Annotated in this window: 25 protein-coding genes and 1 tRNA gene; 16 read left to right on the top strand and 10 right to left on the bottom strand. The window is 68.2% G+C overall.

The features are described from left to right. Positions 1-1,422 precede the first annotated feature (1,422 nt). From ACWD0J_RS05145 to ACWD0J_RS05155, 3 genes are all read right to left on the bottom strand, one after another. Positions 1,423-1,836, bottom strand: a complete 414-nt coding sequence (locus ACWD0J_RS05145; RefSeq protein WP_451494365.1) for a hypothetical protein — start codon at positions 1,834-1,836, stop codon at positions 1,423-1,425. A 257-nt stretch (positions 1,837-2,093) separates the two neighbouring features. After that, complete coding sequence (locus tag ACWD0J_RS05150) at positions 2,094-2,627, bottom strand: GNAT family N-acetyltransferase (RefSeq protein WP_451494366.1); 534 nt, start codon at positions 2,625-2,627, stop codon at positions 2,094-2,096. Between the two features lie 20 nt (positions 2,628-2,647). Continuing rightward, positions 2,648-3,424: a GntR family transcriptional regulator gene (locus ACWD0J_RS05155; protein ID WP_451494367.1), complete on the bottom strand. Its 777-nt coding sequence runs from the start codon at positions 3,422-3,424 to the stop codon at positions 2,648-2,650. Positions 3,425-3,588: 164 nt separating this feature from the next. On the opposite strand from ACWD0J_RS05155, the gene ACWD0J_RS05160 reads away from it, so the two are divergent. The 15 genes from ACWD0J_RS05160 to ACWD0J_RS05230 all read left to right on the top strand — a co-directional run bounded on the left by ACWD0J_RS05160 (position 3,589) and on the right by ACWD0J_RS05230 (position 11,319). Then, on the top strand, positions 3,589-3,936 hold the full coding sequence (locus tag ACWD0J_RS05160; RefSeq protein ID WP_451494368.1) for an SCO3933 family regulatory protein: 348 nt from the start codon (positions 3,589-3,591) through the stop codon (positions 3,934-3,936). Positions 3,937-3,941: 5 nt separating this feature from the next. Continuing rightward, positions 3,942-5,285: an FtsK/SpoIIIE domain-containing protein gene (locus tag ACWD0J_RS05165; RefSeq protein ID WP_451494369.1), complete on the top strand. Its 1,344-nt coding sequence runs from the start codon at positions 3,942-3,944 to the stop codon at positions 5,283-5,285. 84 nt (positions 5,286-5,369) lie between these two features. Then, positions 5,370-5,576 carry a hypothetical protein gene (locus ACWD0J_RS05170; protein WP_451494370.1) on the top strand — a complete coding sequence of 69 codons (207 nt, stop codon included), beginning with the start codon at positions 5,370-5,372 and terminating at the stop codon, positions 5,574-5,576. A 2-nt stretch (positions 5,577-5,578) separates the two neighbouring features. After that, positions 5,579-5,773 (top strand): hypothetical protein, encoded by a 195-nt coding sequence (locus ACWD0J_RS05175; protein WP_451494371.1) that lies wholly within the window; start codon positions 5,579-5,581, stop codon positions 5,771-5,773. Positions 5,774-5,792: 19 nt separating this feature from the next. Then, the gene (locus ACWD0J_RS05180; protein WP_451494372.1) at positions 5,793-6,161 is read left to right on the top strand and encodes a hypothetical protein; all 369 of its coding nucleotides are present in this window, start codon (positions 5,793-5,795) and stop codon (positions 6,159-6,161) included. Between the two features lie 73 nt (positions 6,162-6,234). After that, on the top strand, positions 6,235-6,897 hold the full coding sequence (locus ACWD0J_RS05185) for a DUF2637 domain-containing protein (RefSeq protein ID WP_451494373.1): 663 nt from the start codon (positions 6,235-6,237) through the stop codon (positions 6,895-6,897). 19 nt (positions 6,898-6,916) lie between these two features. Beyond that, complete coding sequence (locus ACWD0J_RS05190; RefSeq protein ID WP_451494374.1) at positions 6,917-7,111, top strand: mobile element transfer protein; 195 nt, start codon at positions 6,917-6,919, stop codon at positions 7,109-7,111. A 24-nt stretch (positions 7,112-7,135) separates the two neighbouring features. Continuing rightward, positions 7,136-7,291, top strand: a complete 156-nt coding sequence (locus tag ACWD0J_RS05195) for a hypothetical protein (RefSeq protein WP_451494375.1) — start codon at positions 7,136-7,138, stop codon at positions 7,289-7,291. Positions 7,292-7,304: 13 nt separating this feature from the next. Beyond that, positions 7,305-7,619, top strand: a complete 315-nt coding sequence (locus ACWD0J_RS05200) for a SpdD-like protein (RefSeq protein WP_451494376.1) — start codon at positions 7,305-7,307, stop codon at positions 7,617-7,619. Positions 7,620-7,713: 94 nt separating this feature from the next. Further along, positions 7,714-7,896, top strand: a complete 183-nt coding sequence (locus tag ACWD0J_RS05205; protein WP_451494377.1) for a hypothetical protein — start codon at positions 7,714-7,716, stop codon at positions 7,894-7,896. A 5-nt stretch (positions 7,897-7,901) separates the two neighbouring features. Next, complete coding sequence (locus ACWD0J_RS05210; protein ID WP_451494378.1) at positions 7,902-8,111, top strand: hypothetical protein; 210 nt, start codon at positions 7,902-7,904, stop codon at positions 8,109-8,111. Then, positions 8,108-8,521 (top strand): ASCH domain-containing protein, encoded by a 414-nt coding sequence (locus ACWD0J_RS05215; RefSeq protein ID WP_451494379.1) that lies wholly within the window; start codon positions 8,108-8,110, stop codon positions 8,519-8,521. The genes ACWD0J_RS05210 and ACWD0J_RS05215 overlap by 4 nt, the downstream gene beginning before the upstream one ends. Further along, entirely contained in the window at positions 8,514-9,905 is a 1,392-nt protein-coding gene (repSA, locus tag ACWD0J_RS05220; protein WP_451494380.1) for a replication initiator protein RepSA, read from the top strand. The genes ACWD0J_RS05215 and repSA overlap by 8 nt, the downstream gene beginning before the upstream one ends. Beyond that, complete coding sequence (locus tag ACWD0J_RS05225; protein WP_451494381.1) at positions 9,890-10,099, top strand: helix-turn-helix domain-containing protein; 210 nt, start codon at positions 9,890-9,892, stop codon at positions 10,097-10,099. The genes repSA and ACWD0J_RS05225 overlap by 16 nt, the downstream gene beginning before the upstream one ends. Continuing rightward, positions 10,087-11,319, top strand: coding sequence for a site-specific integrase (locus tag ACWD0J_RS05230; protein WP_451494382.1), 1,233 nt, complete (start codon positions 10,087-10,089; stop codon positions 11,317-11,319). The genes ACWD0J_RS05225 and ACWD0J_RS05230 overlap by 13 nt, the downstream gene beginning before the upstream one ends. Positions 11,320-11,392: 73 nt before the next feature. On the opposite strand, the gene ACWD0J_RS05235 is transcribed toward ACWD0J_RS05230, so the two are convergent. From ACWD0J_RS05235 to galU, 7 genes are all read right to left on the bottom strand, one after another. Then, positions 11,393-11,466 (bottom strand) — tRNA-Ala (locus tag ACWD0J_RS05235). Between the two features lie 75 nt (positions 11,467-11,541). After that, a complete protein-coding gene (gene sepX / locus ACWD0J_RS05240; protein WP_451494383.1) occupies positions 11,542-12,915 on the bottom strand; it encodes a divisome protein SepX/GlpR in 1,374 nt (457 codons plus the stop codon). 197 nt (positions 12,916-13,112) lie between these two features. Next, complete coding sequence (locus tag ACWD0J_RS05245) at positions 13,113-13,688, bottom strand: GNAT family N-acetyltransferase (protein ID WP_451494384.1); 576 nt, start codon at positions 13,686-13,688, stop codon at positions 13,113-13,115. A 59-nt stretch (positions 13,689-13,747) separates the two neighbouring features. Further along, complete coding sequence (locus ACWD0J_RS05250) at positions 13,748-14,254, bottom strand: MogA/MoaB family molybdenum cofactor biosynthesis protein (RefSeq protein WP_451494385.1); 507 nt, start codon at positions 14,252-14,254, stop codon at positions 13,748-13,750. Then, a complete protein-coding gene (gene moaC, locus ACWD0J_RS05255; protein ID WP_451494386.1) occupies positions 14,251-14,730 on the bottom strand; it encodes a cyclic pyranopterin monophosphate synthase MoaC in 480 nt (159 codons plus the stop codon). The genes ACWD0J_RS05250 and moaC overlap by 4 nt, the downstream gene beginning before the upstream one ends. Positions 14,731-14,815: 85 nt before the next feature. Continuing rightward, positions 14,816-16,138, bottom strand: a complete 1,323-nt coding sequence (glp, locus tag ACWD0J_RS05260; RefSeq protein ID WP_451494387.1) for a molybdotransferase-like divisome protein Glp — start codon at positions 16,136-16,138, stop codon at positions 14,816-14,818. Positions 16,139-16,143: 5 nt separating this feature from the next. Beyond that, positions 16,144-17,046 carry a UTP--glucose-1-phosphate uridylyltransferase GalU gene (gene galU, locus ACWD0J_RS05265; protein ID WP_451494388.1) on the bottom strand — a complete coding sequence of 301 codons (903 nt, stop codon included), beginning with the start codon at positions 17,044-17,046 and terminating at the stop codon, positions 16,144-16,146. Positions 17,047-17,178: 132 nt separating this feature from the next. Here galU and ACWD0J_RS05270 point away from each other — a divergent pair. Then, positions 17,179-17,778, top strand: a 600-nt coding sequence (locus tag ACWD0J_RS05270) for a 5-formyltetrahydrofolate cyclo-ligase (RefSeq protein ID WP_451494389.1), incomplete at its 3' end; no start/stop codon positions are given.

Consider the following 17,778-nt stretch of genomic DNA (forward strand, 5'->3'; position numbering starts at 1 on the left):
CTGCTGTATAGCACCGGTTCAAAACGGCACGCCTAGATCAGCGCGAAACTAGGGGGAGGCACAGGATGGTCAGGCATACGATCTCCCTGATCAGCTGTAGCGCCTCCGCGGCCCGCGCAGTTCGAGACCGGCGAAGCTCTGGGATGGTCGTGGCAGCCTGCGTGCAGAGATGGCGGTCACCGCTATGAGCATTGCATAGCAATGCTTCAACGGGTACTGTGGCCCTATCTTGAGGTTGCTTGAAGTGTGCGCTCGCATTGTGCACTTTTGTCCTCCAGATGATTCGAGTGACCCGTACGGCGTGTCCGCCAAGACACAACGCCATACGGGTCTTCGGCATGCAGTTGGCCAACTTTAGCAGAGCTGTTGCCTCAACTGCCTTTCGGTTGTCCAGATTTGCAGTGGTCGGTCTGTCCATCTGTCGGAGACCGTAGCAGCGCGACAGCAGTATCCCGATCTGGGCAACTTTGCTGCCGCCGACTTCCAGCAACGAAGCGCTTGGCCTAAGTGGTGCGTTAGTAGCGCGTTAGTGATGCGTTAGTAGCGCGTTAGTGCACTGTCGCGCAGAGGTCTAGCCGGCACCCAGATTGGCCGGAATGGTTCCACAGGTCGGTGGAACGACTTTGGCCGGGAGCTGCTTTGGCGCGAGTGATCATGGCCCCGTAAGCTTCCGGCGCGTCGGGCAGTCTGTGGACCTGCCCGTTAAAGCACGACGTTGGGGCCATGATCTTCGAGGCTCGCGCCAAAGTGGCTGGCTAAAGTCGTGGAGCCGACCGCCCCAGCCACGGGGCAACGGCCCCCGGTAGCGAGGTAGCCCGCGGGGAACCGCCGCCGCGATCCGGCCTCTTCGGTAACACAAAGCGTCTTTGGCCTGCTGTGCGGCAATCCCCTGTACCTCATGGCACGGTGCTTGGTTCTTGGCCGCTTGAGGGCGGCGACGGACGGACGGCGACGCGCAGCCGGTGACGGAGGCATGGAGGCGGCGGGGCGGCGGCCGGCCGGCGCCGCCCCGCGTGTGCGGCCCTCGGTCCTTGGATCGATCCCGACTTCGTTGGGCTGCCCGGGTCTCATGGTCTTGATGGGGTGTCTCGTGTCCGTGCGCTGTGCGGCCCTACGGATGCTGAAGGGTTCTCCCCTCCCAGGCCGGATCGCGGCGGCGGTTCCCCGCGGGCGTACCCGCGTAACCGGAGCCAGAGCCCCAGGCAAGGGGCGCTCGGCACCCGCGGCGTGGATGGCCGGCCGCGAGCGCAGCGAGCCTTGATGAAGTAGGGAAACTCTTACCGCGCCTGGGCTCGGAGGACTAGGACCGTGTCCTGCCTGGTGAGGCGGACAGAGGGCCACTACAACGCGAAGGCACCTCCCGTACATGCGTGAGGCGCCTTCGCGGGGTACTGCTCGATAGGGTGGAGCGAGGCTGAGCGTTTACTCCACTGGGCGTTTACCGGGCACCGGTTCAGCTACCGTTCCATGCTTGACCATTCGCGGCGTTCGAGCGTCATCCTTGTTGTCGATGGCTTTCTTGTAGTCGTACAGCAGGGATCCGAATGAGCTGATAACCAATCCCAGTACGATACTGGACAGCGTGTTGAGGTCAGACATTTTCGTGTCGCCGAAGGTGATATCGTCCGCCCATTGCGTCAGCTTAAAGAGGAGAACAATTCCCACTCCTGCGACGCTAGTAAGGACGAGGCTCACCAGGCCGTTCAATCCCTTGTTCCGCTCATCATCGTCGTCAGCAAGCAACACCGATTTCACATACTTGACCAGGTCGACCGACTTGAGGATCAGCGCACCGAGAATGAGTGCGACCGAGATCGTCGGAACTGAGTTATCCACGATTACCCCTGTCTATAGCTTTCCCATCACATCCTTAAACGCTCTCCTGGATGCCGCAAGGCAGGGGGCGCAGGTGGGTGAACGGTTGCCTGCCCCGTGGCTCGCCGCTGTAAGTCTTCGCGCCCGTCGCGGACTTCATTCCCGTGCAGGTCAACTGACCTGCGGAAACCCGCGGTGCGGGAAGACGTGCACTAGCGATCAATTTGGCCCTAGAACCGTGGCAGAATCTGAGCTGCTAAGGGCCGTTCAGGGCTTGGTCAGTCTGTGGGTGCCGCGAAGCACAGCGCGGGAACCTCCTGGCCGGCGCCGTAGCTGTGCACCGTGGTTCCAAGGATCCGGCAGCCGAGGCGCTCATACAGCCGGATCGCGGCGACATCCTTCTTCATGACGTCACCTACGAGAGCGAGCCCATGCCTTCGAGCGTAGTCAGTCGCCTCCTGGACAAGGCGCACGCCGACAGAATGCCCTCGTGCTTCTGGAACAACGAAGAGGCGGGCCATTACCGCAATCTCGTTCCTGCTCCTGTCGCTCTGCTCTAGAAACAGGTCAACAGCCGCTTCGTCCCGCCCCCATGTGATGCAGACATGCCCGACAATGTTGCCTGAAATTTCAGCCACCCATCCCTGGATCAGCCCTTCAGGCATGAGCCATGCTTCTGGCTGATCTACTCCTTCCACGGGGTAACCGTCTACGCCGTGCACCACAACAAGGGCCCTAGCAGTCTCGGGGATATCCCTGACCTCGCGAGCCCTCACCAAGACTTCACCTGCTACGGCTTTTTCCCTGGGCATGGAATCTCCAGTTTTAGCCACTACTCGACCGGAACGTCGTAGACGAGTCCATTCATGTCGGCGCGCATGACGAACCTCGTCACCTCGTACGGCTCACCCTCCTGGTCGATGCTCGTGTGCAGTACCTCGATGACCGGCACGCCACCGCCAGGCAGGCGGAGGTACTCGGCCTCGGCGGGTGTAGGCATACGCGCGGTCACCTCATCGAGAATCCGCGTCATGACGTGCCCTTGTTCCTCGAAGACTCCATGAATTCCGTATTGGTGTGGAACCTCCTTTTGCACAAGCCCCGTGCCATGAGCAATCGCCCACGGAATCCAGGTCGTGACGCGATAGACCGGATCGTCATCGGCGTAGAAGACGTTCTCACGCCGAAGCACCGACTTGCTTTTTGCGGATACCTTGAGCTTGTTGGCCAGATCGCCTTCCGGCTTCACTCGTTCGATGCTCAGGACCTGGAAACGGCCAGTCTTCCCCTGCTTTGCACACTCCAGCAAGAAGGGGGAAAGCCCACTCTCTCGATACTTCGGGGAGTACCTGTCACTTCCTAGTCGGATAAGGGGACGCTTCTCCCGAATAAATACACCACGCCCCCATTCCTTTGTGACTAGGCCCTCTTGAGCCAGGATTTCGATCGCGGCATCGACTGTATTCCTGACTGCCTCGTAGCGCTCCGCGAGTTGGCGACTTGAGGGCAACTTCGCCCCTGGCTCGTACTGGCCACTTTCGATCGCTTCGCGTAGTTCATCCGCGATTTGCCTGCTTCGCGGCTTCTTGTCTCCTGCGGGTTCCGGCATGAACTCTCCTGGTTCTGGCTGGCACCAGCTTAGCGTCTGGCTCAAGCCAGTTCGACTCAAGGGGTTGACGCAACTGGCTCAAGCCAGTTCACTGGTGCATGCCGGGTCAACTGGCTTGAGCCAGTGGCTAGTTGACGATCACTCTCATTCGAGGAGCACGTCTCATGCGTCAGATTCCCGTCGACACGTCCGCGATGACGGTCATGCTGATCCAGGCCCCGGAGAAGAAGGTCAAGAACCGCGAGACCGGTGAGATCGCCATCGACAAGCAGTCGGGCAAGGTCCTCTACAACGTCAACGTCGCCGTGATCGTGGACGGCCGCCCCGACGCCGTAACCATCATGGTCGCCGAAGACGGCATCCAGCCGGACCTGGTACCCGGCATGGCCGTTGAGCTGCCGGGGCTGATGGCCCGCCCGTGGGAGAACGACTTCGGTCACGGCATCTCCTACCGCGCGATCGCGGTCGCAGCGAAGCAGCTCACCCCGGCCGGCTCGAACGGCAAGGGCTGAACGCCATGACCACCATCCTGCTGCTGATCGCGTTAGCGGCCCTGGTCGGGTTGGCGCTGCTGCTGCGGTGGCGCCGCCCCACCTGGTACTGGCTGACCTTCGGCATCGCCCTGGCCATGCTCCGCGTGAGCATGCGCTACGCCTCGGTCATGGAGGCCTGTCGCCTGACCGTGCCGGCCTCCCGAATGCGGCGCGCTATGGCCCGCTGGATGGGCAAGCCGGTCCCGCAACAGCGCGTCCCTCGGCTGCTGTGGATCCGCCCGACTCGCACCGGTCTTCGGTTGCGGATCAGGATGTGGCCCGGTCAGGACGCGTTCGAGTTCGCCGCCGCCTCCGACCGGTTGCGCCACTCCTTCGCCGTCCATCAGGTCACCTCTCGCGAGATCAAGCCGGGCGTCGTCGAGATCGCGTTGACCGGCTATGACGTGCTGCGGCGGGTGCAGATGCCGGCCAAGACCGAGGGTGGCCTGTTGAAGATCCCGATCGCGCTGGTGGAGGACGGCACGGTGCACTACCGCGACTACCGGGAGGTCCCGCACTCGGTCACCGTGGGCGCCACGCATTCCGGCAAGTCCGTCACGCAGCGCACCGTCATCAAGGAACTCGCCTCACAGTCGGTAGCGCTGGTCGGGATCGACTGCAAGAAGATCGAACTCGGTCCGTTCGCCCGCCGCTTCTCCGCCCTGGCCGACAATCCCGATGACGCCATGGAGCTGCTGGAAGCGCTGGTTGCTCGGATGCACGGCATCTACGACACCATCCGTGTTGAGCAGCGGATCAGCGCTGACACCCCGGATGGGGAGATCGCAGCGAACATCTGGGACCTGCCCGAGGGTCTGCGTCCGGTGCCGATCGTGGTCACCATCGACGAGATCGCCGAACTCGCCCTGAGCACGAAGAAGAATGACCCGCGCCGCGATCGGATCGTCAAGGCGCTGGTCCGCCTCGCCCAACTCGGCCGTGCGGCCGGCATCTTCCTCGACCTGTACGGGCAGCGTTTCGGCTCCGAACTCGGCGACGGCATCACCATGCTGCGCGCCCAGCTCACCGGCCGGATGGTCCATCGCGTCAACGACGAATCCACCGCCAAGATGGCGTTTGGCGACATCTCCCCGCACGCCGTGTTCGCCGCCACCCAGATCCCCAACAACCGGCGCGGCATGGCCGTGGTCGGCTACTCCACCGGCGACTGGGTCCGTATCCGCACCCCGCACACGACGATGCGGCAGGCCGTGTCCGCCTGCAACCGGCACGCCCATCTGACGCCGCATCTGCCGGAGTTGGCCCGCTTCCGGCCGCTGGTCGACCTCGCACCCATCGAGGTGCCCGCGGTGGCCGAAGCCGCCTGAATCTCCCTCTCGCTCCACCGGCCGGCGTGACCGTCTCGCGCCAGATCCCTACCCGAGCCATGCCTGAAGGAGGGAGGACCCCTCATGTGCGAGCACTGCGAGGACTTCCACCGCACCGTGATCCTGCTCGGCTCCCTGGCTCTGTACGAGGAGCTGAACGGCGCCGATCGAGTCTTCATCGACACCGTGGGCCCGTGCCTGGCGGCCTCGCTGCCGGAGCCTCCGCCCGGCCTGTTCCCGCCCGGCTACGGCCCGACCGAGGGCCCCGAACACCCCGGCCAGGGGTGGTGACCATGGCCACCACCAAACGGCCGAGCACCCGGCGCAAGTCGCCGAAACCGGAACCCGCGAACTGCCCCGACTGCAACGGCAACGGCGAGATCGCCGAAACCGTCCGGGTCGGCCCCCGCAAGGGACGCGCCACCGACGACCACCAAGCCGCCCTGTGCCTGACCTGCCTAGGCACCGGCGAAGCCCTCACTTCCTGAGTCTCAAGAGGGACCGATCATGACCGCTACCGCCACACCGCAGCCCCACACCGTCTCGCATGGCTATCGAGCGCTGAAGGTCACCGACGTCTGGGGATGGGGCGAAGAACTCTTCGCGATGGAGGTCGACGGCCATGTGGCCGCCAGGGTCGCTCTCGCCGCTGCCAACCGGTACGCCCGACGGGAGTGGGGCTACCTCTCGCTGACCCGCGAGTCCCGCGAACAACTGTGGGGTCTGGGCTACGAAGTGACCGGCTGTCGCCAGCTCTACATCCGCACCCTTGTCTGCCTGACCAAGCACTGCCACTGCGAGGGCTACGGCCACGTGCAGGACGCCACCGCCTCCTTGCCCGGCGCCCGCCCGGTCACCCGCATCGACATCTATTGATCAGCCGCGGCGGGGCGGCCGGACCACGCTCCCCGCCCCGCCCGGCCCCAATCCCCGCGAAGGAGGTGAAGACATGACCCGCTCGATCCGGTTCGATGCCGTTCTCGTACAGGCTGTGATCGCCGGCGCGTTGTCCTTCGCCCACCTGCACGACCTCGCCGAAGCCGCCGGTCAGACCGGTTGGAAAGCCTGGGCCTACCCGATCAGCGTTGACCTGCTGCTGGTGGCCGCGTGGCGCCGACTGCGCGCCCACCACTCCCGGCTGGCTTGGTGCTGGTTCCTGATCGCCCTGGTTGCCTCGCTCGGCGCCAACGTCGCCACCGCAGGCTTTCTCGACCTCGCCCATCCGCCCGCCTGGCTGCGCTTCGGCGTCGCTGGCTGGCCCGCCCTCGCCTTCCTCGGCGGCACCCTCCTCGCCCACGCCCCCGACCGGCCCGCTGACACAGCGGACGATGCCACGTCGCCGCTCCGTCCCGAGGTCTCCGACATCGAACGCGAACCCTCGGCTCCTGCTCCTGCTCCTGCGGTCGAGACGCCCACGGCTCTGCCTGCTGCCGACCCCGCTCCCGATCCTTCTCCTGCTGTCCCGGTGCCGGCCGCGCTGGTCGAACATGCCCGCAAGATCGCCGCTGACCACCACGCCCGTACCGGCACCCCAATCGATACCGACACCCTCCGGGGCCGCCTCAACGTCCCCGCTCCCATGGCTGACGCCATTGCCGCTCAACTCGCCTAGTTCGAAAGGAACTTCACTGATGGGCCTCTACCAGATCTGGAACGAGATGCACCGCGTCGGCACTACTCACATCGGTGGCGGACCGGACCGACGCACCGGCGAGATGAAGTACGTCGCCGCCTGCGAGACCGACGACTGCGGTTGGTCTTCCGCCTACGACACCTATGAAGCCGCCATGGTCGCCGCCCGTGGCCACCGCTGCCCCGTCCGCTGAAACCTGGAAAGGAGAGATCAGCTCATGTCCGTGCCGCTGTGGTTCTTCATCGCCTGCCTGGGCCTGGTCGGCATCAAGCTCATCCGCCCGCCCTGGTGGCTCGTCCTCGTCCTGCTGATCGGCGGCTACCTCCTCGCCGACAGCTTCCTGGCCCCCGCCATCGACACCGCCACGAAGTGAAAGGAGCACCACCATGATCCGGCCCAAAGTCCCGACCAACCCGACGCCGACCGGCTACGCGACACCACCCGTCGTCGTAGAACCCGCCACCGTCATTCCCGGAAGCCCGGTCTCGCAGCCGACACCGGCCGTCCCGGTTTCCTCGCGGCCCGCGGTCCAGCTCACTCCGGGCAGCGTGATCGCCCTCGCCGGGGCCGGTACCGCCGTCGTGCTCGTGGTCGGCGCCGTGCTGGTCTCCATGCTCCTGGCGGTCGCCATCACCGGCGCCTCGGTCGCCGTGTGCGCCGTCGTCATCCGCTCGATCCTCGCCAGCGACAACCGACGCTGAACGGCCCCCGGAGCGGCCTCTACCGCCAAGTTTCGTCCGCTCCGGGCGCCTGGACCCCTACCAGATCCAACGGACCCGAAAGGGAAGACCCATCATGCCCCAGCGCGCCCAGAACACGCCTGCCTGCCGTGACTGCGCCGGCTTCGCCGCCGTCGTCATCACCACCGGCACCCTCCACCACGACGGCACCCGCGTCCTGCTCCGCGTGACGTGCCCCTCCTGCAAGGGGACCGGCCACAGCACCCCCGCCGCCTCCCTTACCCGGACCGGGAGGTGACGGCGGTGGGGCTCCTGAACTGGAACTCCAGCCAGCACTACGACCACGGCAGCGACTGCCCCTGCACCCTGTGCGGCAAGCCCACCCCGCTGCGCTCCCACGCGGGCGAGGCTGTCCACAAGGTGTGCGCCGAAGACTGGAACGACCACAACCCCGGCACGTCCCGCTTCCACTCCGACCCCCCGCGCAAGAACCGCAAGGACGGTGCCCGGTGACCACCGCCAAACCCGTCGAGGTACGGGTACTCACCCTGTGGCAACCCTGGGCCTCCGCCATCGTCTACGGCACCAAGCGCATCGAAAACCGCCGCTGGTCCACCGACTACCGCGGCTGGCTCCTCATCCATGCCGGCATGACGGTCGACCCCGCCGCGAAGTACGCGGTCATGGCCCGCCCCTTCCTCCACCGCCCGCAACCGGCCGGCGCCATTCTCGGCTGGGCCCGCCTGGACAACTGCCACCCGGATGACGGCATGTGCACCCTGTGGTCCGCCCCCAGACAGTGGCACTGGCACCTGACCGACGTACGCCGGCTCGCCCGGCCCGTGTCCTGCCCCGGTGCCCGCGGTCTGTGGACCCCCACCCCCGGCCTGCTGGACCTGGTACGGGAGGCCGCCCGTGCCTGACCTGCTCACCGACCCGTCCACTCTCAACGACCTGCTACGCGTGGCTTCGGCCCCCGACTTCGAGCGCTGGCAACACCAGATCAAACGAACCGGAGGCTGCGCCGACCCCATCCACCTGCGCGGCTGGACCGTGCACAAGGACAAGACCACCGGCGAGACCCTGCACCACTACACCACCGCCGGCGAACCCGGTGGACGGCTCCGAGTTGCCTGCGGTAACCGCCGTGCCTCCCGCTGCCCGTCTTGCGCCTGGACGTATGCGGGCGACACCTACCACCTCATCCGCGCGGGCCTGGCCGGTGACGACCGCCGCGACATCCCCGCCACTGTCCGCGACCACCCCCGCGTCTTCGCCACCCTCACCGCACCCTCGTTCGGACCGGTCCACAACCGACCCGACCACGGACACTGCCGCTGCGGTCGACTCCACCCTGAGGACGATCCCGCGCTCGGCACCGCCCTGGACCCGGAGCGCTACGACTACGCCGGCGCCGTGCTGTTCAACAACCATGCGGGCGAGCTGTGGCAACGCTTCACCAACCGGCTCCGCCGCGAGATCGCCGCCCGCGCCGGTCTCACTCAACGCGAACTCACCGACGCCTGCCGCGTGTCGTACGGCAAGGTTGCCGAGTTCCAGAAGCGCGGCGCCATCCACTTCCACGCCGTGATCCGCCTCGACGGACCCGACGGACTGAACTCGGCACCGCTGCCCTGGGCGAGTACCGACCTGCTCACGAACGCCATCCGCGCCGCGGCCACGCACGCCTACACGACCATTAACCTCCCGTCGGCCGGTGACCAACCCGCCCGCACCCTCCGCTGGGGCCGCGAACTCGACATCCGCCCCGTAAAGGCCTTCGGCGACGGCTCCGACCTCACCGAACAGGCCGTCGCCTCCTACGTCGCCAAGTACGCCACCAAAGCCGCCGAAAACACCGGCACCCTCGACCGCCGCATCGGCGAACTCTCCGAACTCGACCGCCACCACGTACCCGACCACGCCCGCCGCCTGATCACCGCATGCCGCGACCTCGACGCCCTCTACCCCGAGCGCCGGCTCTGGGCCTGGGCCCACATGCTCGGCTTCCGCGGCCACTTCAGCTCCAAGTCCCGCCGCTACTCCACCACCCTCGGCGCCCTCCGCCAGGTACGCGCCGACTACCGCGCCGCCCAAGAACGCGCCGCCCTCGGCCTCGACGACCACGAGCCGGACACCGTCCTCGTCCTCTCCGACTGGCAGTACGCCGGCCACGGCCACACCCCTGGCGAATCCGCCCTCGCCGCCACCATCGCCCACGACCTCCAACTCAACCGCGAAACCGCACGCGAAGCCCTGTACGACCAACGCGCCCTGGAAGGAGCCGCCGCATGGCCACGACAGTGATCGAACGGAAGTGGTACACCACCGCTGAGGTCGCAGAGATGCTCGGCTACGGCCTCTCCAAGACCAAGATGTTGGTCTTGACGGGGGAGATCCGATCCATAAAGGACGGCCGTAACCGTCGCATCCTGCCCCGCTACGTGGATGAGTACGTCGAACGTCGCGCGAAGGAAGCCGAACAGGGGTGGTCGGCATGAGCGGTAAGCGCGGCAACGGTGAAGGTTCGATCTACCCGTACAAGAACGGCTTCGCCGCGTACGCCTGGGTCACGACCCCGGAGGGCAACCGCAAGCGCAAGTACGTCTACGGCAAGACCCGCGAAGAGGTCCACGGCAAGTGGATCAAACTCCACGCTGAGGCCAAGGAAGGGCCGGTAGTCACGTCGACACCGACTCTGTCGCAGTACCTCGCGCGGTGGCTCCGTGAGGTCGTAGAGCCGGACCTGAAGCCCAAGACGGCCGAGACCTACGCGATGCACGTCCGGCTCTACATCGCGCCGGGCCTGGGCTCCAAGCGGCTCGACAAGCTCACCGTTCGCGACGTGCGGAACTGGGTGAACACCCTCCTGGCTCAGTGCCAGTGCTGCGCTCAGGGCCTGGACGCGAAGCGGGACGCGCCTCGTTGTTGCGCTGCCGGCGAGTGCTGTAAGCGCATCCCGTCACGTCGCACCGTGCAGGATGCCCGCGCGGTCCTGCGGTCGGCCCTGACCAACGCCATGACGGAAGAGCTGATCTCGAAGAACGTCGCGGGCCTGGTCAAGGTGCGGTCGGCACGGAAGACGAAGCGGCATCCCTGGTCCGTGGAAGAGGCTCGACAGTTTCTCGAAGCGGCGAGCGCGGCCCATGACCCGCTGTACGCGGCCTATGTGCTCATCCTGGTCTTGGGCTTCCGGCGCGGCGAAGTGCTGGGCCTCACCTGGCAGAACGTGAACCTGGACGCCGGAGAGATCACGGTGCAGATGCAGCTACAGCGCATCAAACGGCGCCTGGTCCATGACGAGACCAAGACTGAGGCGTCCACGGCCACGCTGCCGCTTCCTGAGATCTGCGTCACAGCGCTTCAGCTTCGGAAGCAGGAGCAGGAGTTGGCCAAGCAGGCGGCCGGTGAGCTGTGGACAGAGTCCGACTTCGTGTTCACGACGCGGTACGGCACGCCGTTCGAGCCGCGCAACTTCAACCGTCTGTTCGTCGCCCGGTCGGCCAGGGCCGGCGTGCGCCGCATCCGCCTTCACGACACCCGGCACACGTGCGGCTCGTTGCTCGCCGCCCTCGACGTGCATCCACGCGTCGCGATGCAGATCCTCCGGCACAGCAAGATCGCCGTGACGATGGAGGTCTACACACACGTTCCGTCGGAGTCGACCCGTCGGGCGCTGCGCAAGCTGGGCAAGCACCTTGGGAAGCAAGATCGGAAGTAGTTGCTGTACTTCGCTGCTGTACGGCGCCAAAAAGCCCCAGCCGGATCTCTCCGACTGGGGCTTTGAGCTGCGGTGGACCTGTGGGGATTTGAACCCCAGACCCCCTCGATGCGAACGAGGTGCGCTACCAGACTGCGCCACAGGCCCTTGCAACGAGTGAAACTCTAGCATCCCCGTCAGGGTGCTTGGAAATCCGTTCCCGGCTGGTCAAGCCACCTCGGGTCACTCGTTGGCGGCCCGGGGGCGGTCGCCGTCCTCGTACTGGTCGAAGAGCGGGGTGCGGCCTCGTTCACGGGCGCGGCGGGCGGAGGCGGCACGGCGGGCGTCGCTGCGATCGTCCGCCGTCGCCCTGTCCTCCCCGTCGGGCTGCTCCTCCGCTTCCGCGTCCCGTTCGACGGGGTGCGCCTCCTGTTCGGGCGTGACGGCGCTGGACCGGGCCGAGCTCCACGCGTCCGGGGCTGCCAGGTCCACGTCGGAGGTGGCCCGCGGGGCGACCGGGGCGGTCACGTACGTCGGCAGCGGCACCGGGACCGGGTCCCAGCTGTCACCGTGCCCGGGTCGCTGCTGGCGCTCGCGCTGCTGGTCGACCCATTCGGCGTGGTCGGTCTGCTCGACCAGCGCGCGCCGGTCCGCGGCGAGCGCGGACAGCCCGGGGTCCGTCGCCGGTTCGGGGCCTTCGTCCGGCTCCTCGGTGTCGGCGCCGCCGTCGGCGGCGGACCGCCGGCGCGGCTGGCGGGCGCGCTCACGCAGTCGCTGCGCGGCGGCCTCGGCCATGCGCCGGTCCATCTGGTAGGCGAACCGCCGGCGCTCCTGGGAGCGCAGGTAGGCGATGTACGCGCTGAGCATGACGGCGGGCACGCCGGGCGCCCACAGGAACGCCAGTCCTCCGACCGCGGCGACGATCGCACCCGTCGTGAAGGCGAGGAAGAGCATGACGGTGGTGCGCCGGCGGCGCGCGAGCACCTTCACCCGCCGGGCGCGTGCCGCTGCCGCCTCCGCCGAGGCCGTACGCCGGACAGCCGCCGCGCGCTTGGCCGCCGACGCGGAACCCCACGCGGAACCCGCTCCGGCACCGGACGCGCGCCCGGAACCGACCGATTCCTCGTGCGCGGACTCCCGCGCGTGCTCCCGTACGGACTCCCGCGCAGAGTCACGCGCCGGTTCCCGTACGGACTCGCGCCCCGATTCACGCCCCGTTTCACGCCCCGGCTCGCGTACGGCGTCGCGCGACGGCTCGTACTCCGATTCGTACCCCGCATCACGCGCCGGTGCCGTGCGCTGCCGGCTCGGCGCCTGGACCGCCGCCTGCGCCTGCGGACGGGACGGGGGCATGGCGAAGGCCCGGACGTCCACCGAGTCGGTGACGGCGCCCGGGTCGGCGACGCCGGGCTCCCCCTCCTCGGTGGAGCGCGCCCGCAGGTCCTTGGCGTATCGGCGCTCCATCCCCGCCCTTCCGGACAGCAACCGGATGGCTGTGCTGAAGCGTTCCGTCGGACGGGCCTCGTTCAGCTCGTCCTGCCTACGGAGCCACATCGGCACCAAGTAGGCGGCCCAGGCCCCGACAATGACTGCGTAGATGAGGCCGCTGCTGCTCACGCCTCACACGGTAGAGGGGTTTGCGTGAGGCCATCTGCCAATTGCGCCGGTGTGTCGCACGATCCGGCTGATATTTCGAGCTTTTTTTGTGATCGATCCGATCAACAGGCCGCCGAGGTAGCAAATTCAATGCCCTCGGGCGGTCATCCGTCGTCATTTTCGAACACATATTCAATTCCCCGGGCTCCGGCTCCGGGCTACGCGGGATTGTCGTGCGGCGTGCTCCTGGAGCGTGCCCGCTGCCAGCGCCTGAGCAAACCGTCGGGCACCTCCTCGGCCGTGAGCGCGAACACGAGATGGTCGCGCCAGGCTCCGTCGATGTGGAGATAGCGCGGGCGCATCCCCTCCTCGCGGAATCCGAGTTTCTCCACGACCCGGCGGCTCGGCGCGTTCTCGGGGCGAATGCAGACCTCGACGCGGTGCAGTCCGACGGTCCGGAAACAGTGGTCGGTGACGAGTGCCACGGCGGTCGGCATCACCCCGCGGCCGGCCACCGCCTCGTCCACCCAGTAGCCGACGTGCCCCGAGCACATCGACCCCCAGGTGATGCCCGCGACCGTCAACTGCCCGACCAGCCGCCCCTGGTACTCGATGACGAACGGCAGCATCCGGCCGGCGTTCGCCTCGGCCCGCAGATGGCGGACCATCTGCCGGTAGGTCGGCCGGTGTGTGATCGGCCCGCTCGGCGTGGGCGGCGGAATGGTCGCCTCCCAGGGCCGCAGCCAGTCCCGGTTGCGCCGGTTGACCTCGCGCCAGGCCCGCTGGTCGCGCATCTTTATCGGCCTCAGGACGACATCGCCGTCCGCCAGTACGACAGGCCAGGACGGGCCGTTCAGCTCACACCCCCAGGGCCGGTGCCGGGTCTCGGATGGTCCCCGCCGCGGATCTGGTCGACGGCGTGCGCCAACAGGGGCTCCAGGACGGCCAGACCGTCCTTCACCCCGCCGGAGGAGCCCGGCAGATTGACGATCAGTGTCCGCCCCGCCACTCCCGCCAGGCCTCGGGAGAGCGCCGCCGTCGGCACCTTGTCCCGTCCGAACGCCCGGATGGCCTCGGCGACACCCGGCACCTCGCGGTCGATCACCTCACGGGTCGCCTCGGGGGTCCGGTCGGTGGGCGAGATGCCGGTGCCGCCGGTGGTGACGACCACGTCGTACCCGGCGTCCACGGCGGCCCGCAGGGCGGCCCGCACGGGGTCGCCGTCGGGCACGACCTGCGGCCCGTCGACGGCGAAGCCGAAGCCCTTGAGACCGTCGGCGATCAACGGGCCGCCCTTGTCCTCGTAGACACCGGCGGCGGCCCGGTTGGAGGCGGTGAGCACCAGCGCGCGATACGTCATGCCCGGCTCCAGTCGCCCGACGCGCCGCCCGTCTTCTCCTCGACCCGGACGTCCGTGATGACCGCTGCCTTGTCGACCGCCTTGACCATGTCGATCACGGTGAGCGCGGCGACGCAGACCGCGGTGAGCGCCTCCATCTCGACACCCGTGCGGTCCGTCGTCTTCACCGTGGCCCGGATCTCCACGGCGTCGTCCGCGACCCTCAGGTCCAGTTTCACACCGGACACCGACAACGGGTGGCAGAGCGGGATGAGGTCGGGGGTGCGTTTGGCTCCCATGATGCCCGCGATCCGCGCGGTGGCCAGGGCGTCGCCCTTGGGGACCCCCTCGCCGCGCAGCAGCTCGACCACGCGGGGCGAGACCAGGACGCGCCCACTCGCCCGCGCGGTGCGCGCGGTCACGTCCTTCTCGGATACGTCGACCATGCGGGCGGCGCCCGCCTCGTCGATGTGCGTCAGTCCGTCCTGCGTACTCATACTGTGTGGCGCTCCCGGTCCGGGCCCGCCGCGGTGCGGCGCGCGGGCCTGTTGTGCGCGACACGGTACCGCCAACCAGGAGTACTCAGCCGAGCAGCACGACCTCGACCTCGGTGCCGGGCTCCACGGACTCCACGTCCTCAGGGACGACGATCAGCGCGTCGGCGTGCGCCAGAGCCGCGACCAGGTGCGATCCGGCGCCGCCGACCGGGGTCACCGATCCGTCGGCGTACGTCCCGCGCAGGAACTGCCGGCGGCCCTTCGGCGAGGTCAGCGCCTTGCCGGTCGTGAGGGTCGCCCGGGTGGCCGGCCGGTGGACGTCGTCGAGCCCCATCAGGGCGCGGATCGCGGGGCGGACGAACAGCTCGAAGGAGACGTACGACGACACGGGGTTGCCCGGGAGCGCGAGCAGCGGGGTGTGGTCGGGGCCGATGGTGCCGAAGCCCTGGGGCTTGCCGGGCTGCATGGCCAGCTTGCGGAACTCGATGCCGCTGCCGGCCTCGTCCTCGTCGCCGACGTACGACAGCGCCTCCTTGACGACGTCGTACGCGCCGACGCTCACGCCGCCCGTGGTGACCATGAGGTCGGCGCGGACGAGCTGGTCCTCGATGGTGGACCGGAGCGTCTCGGCGTCGTCGGCGACGGCGCCCACCCGGTAGGCGATGGCTCCGGCGTCCCGGGCGGCGGCGGTGAGGGCGAAGCTGTTGGAGTCGTAGATCTGGCCGCTGCCGAGTTCCTCGCCGGGCTGGACGAGTTCGCTGCCGGTCGACATGACGACCACGCGCGGGCGCGGGCGGACGCGTACGCTGCCGCGCCCGATGGCGGCGAGGAGCGCGATCTGCGGCGGGCCGAGAACCGTGCCCGCCTCCAGGGCGCGGTCTCCGGCCTTCACATCGCTGCCCTTGGCGCGCACGTGCGCGCGGGCCTCGGCCGGCCGGTACACGTGCACCTGGCCCTGGGCGCCCTCGGGGGCCAGGGCGCGGGCGCGCATCTGGGTGACCGGGCCGTCGCCGAGGCCGCCGTCGGTCCACTCGACGGGGACGACGGTCTCGGCGCCGGGCGGCAGCGGGGCGCCGGTCATGATCCGGGCGGCCTGGCCGGGGCCGACGTGGAGCAGGTCGGCCTGGCCCGCCGCGACGTCGCCGACGACCTCCAGGACGGCGGGGTACTGCTCGCTGGCGCCCGCGACGTCCGCGACCCGGACCGCGTACCCGTCCATGGAGCTGTTGTCGAACGGCGGCAGGGACACCGGCACCGTGACGTCCTCGACCAGAACGCAGTCCTGGGCGTCGAGGATCTGCAGCTCGATGGGTTCGAGGGGCCGGACGGTCGCGAGGATGTCCTCCAGGTGCTCGTCCACCGACCACAGGTGGTCAGGGCCGGTGGTGCGGGGCGCGGCGCTGCTCAACGTTGCTACATCTCCTCGGCTACGTAACTGCGAAGCCAGGACCGGAAGTCCGGGCCCAGGTCTTCACGTTCGCACGCGAGTCTGACAATGGCACGCAGGTAGTCGCCGCGGTCGCCGGTGTCATAACGGCGGCCCTTGAAGACGACGCCGTGCACGGGACCGCCGATCTTCTCGTCCTCGGCGAGCTGCTGGAGGGCGTCGGTGAGCTGGATCTCACCGCCGCGACCGGGCTCGGTCGTGCGCAGTATGCCGAAGATGTGCGGGTCGAGGACGTACCGGCCGATCACCGCGTAGTTCGACGGGGCGTCCGCCGCGTCGGGCTTTTCGATCAGGCCGGTGACCTTGACGGTGTCGCTGTCCTCGGTGAGGTCGACGGCGGCGCATCCGTAGAGGTGGATCTGCTCGGGCGCGACCTCCATGAGCGCGATGACGCTGCCGCCGTGCTGCGCCTGGACCTCGACCATCCGCTGGAGCAGCGGGTCGCGCGGGTCGATCAGGTCGTCGCCGAGGAGGACGGCGAAGGGCTCGTGCCCCACGTGCGGGGCGGCGCACAGGACGGCGTGGCCGAGGCCCTTGGGGTCGCCCTGGCGGACGTAGTGCATGGTGGCGAGGTCGCTGGACTCCTGCACCTTCGCGAGCCGGTCGGCGTCGCCCTTTTTCTGGAGAGCCGACTCCAGCTCGTAGTTGCGGTCGAAGTGGTCCTCCAGGGGACGCTTGTTGCGTCCCGTGATCATGAGGACGTCGTCGAGGCCAGCGGACACGGCCTCCTCGACCACGTACTGGATCGCCGGCTTGTCGACGACCGGCAGCATCTCCTTGGGAGTGGCCTTGGTGGCCGGCAGGAACCGGGTGCCGAGGCCTGCTGCGGGGATGACAGCCTTGCTGATCCGAGGGTGCGACTGAGTCATGCCCGCAACCTTATCCGGTGCCTTTGCAGGGAATCTGAGGCTCCGGTTAATTAGCTCTCATATGAGCGTATTGGAAGGGTACGGGTGCAACCTTTGAGTCCCCTCGGACGTCCGGCCGAGCCTGACAAGCGAATGTTGCGGCGAGAGTTCATCGCGGTGAGGAACAGGTTGACGGCCGATGACGTGCGCGAAGCCGCCGCCGCGCTGGCCGGACGAGCGCTGGAGCTGCCCGAGTTGGCGCGGGCGCGCACGGTGGCGGCGTACGTCTCCGTCGGGAGCGAACCCGGCACGCTCACGCTGTTGGACGCGCTGCGCGCGCGGGGCGTGCGCGTCCTGCTGCCCGCGCTGCTGCCCGACAACGACCTGGACTGGGGCGCGTACACCGGAGAGGGCTCTCTCGCGCGCGTCCGGCACGGCTCGAAAATGGCCCTCCTCGAACCGGCCGGCGAGCGCCTGGGCCCGGACGCCGTGACCGCCGCCGACGTGGTGCTGCTGCCCGGGCTGGCGGTCGACGCGCGCGGCATGCGCCTGGGGCGCGGAGGGGGGTCGTACGACCGGGTCCTCGCCCGTCTGGAGCGCGCGGGCGCCCGTCCCGCGCTGGTGGTGCTGCTGTACGACGGGGAGGTCGTCGAGCGGGCACGACAAGATCGTGTCCAACATCCAGGAGATCCGGGCGCGGGGGGCGCGGACGATCGTGATCGCGGAGGAGGGCGACGAGGCGGTGGTGCCGTA

Source organism: Streptomyces sp. NPDC003011 (assembly GCF_053591515.1).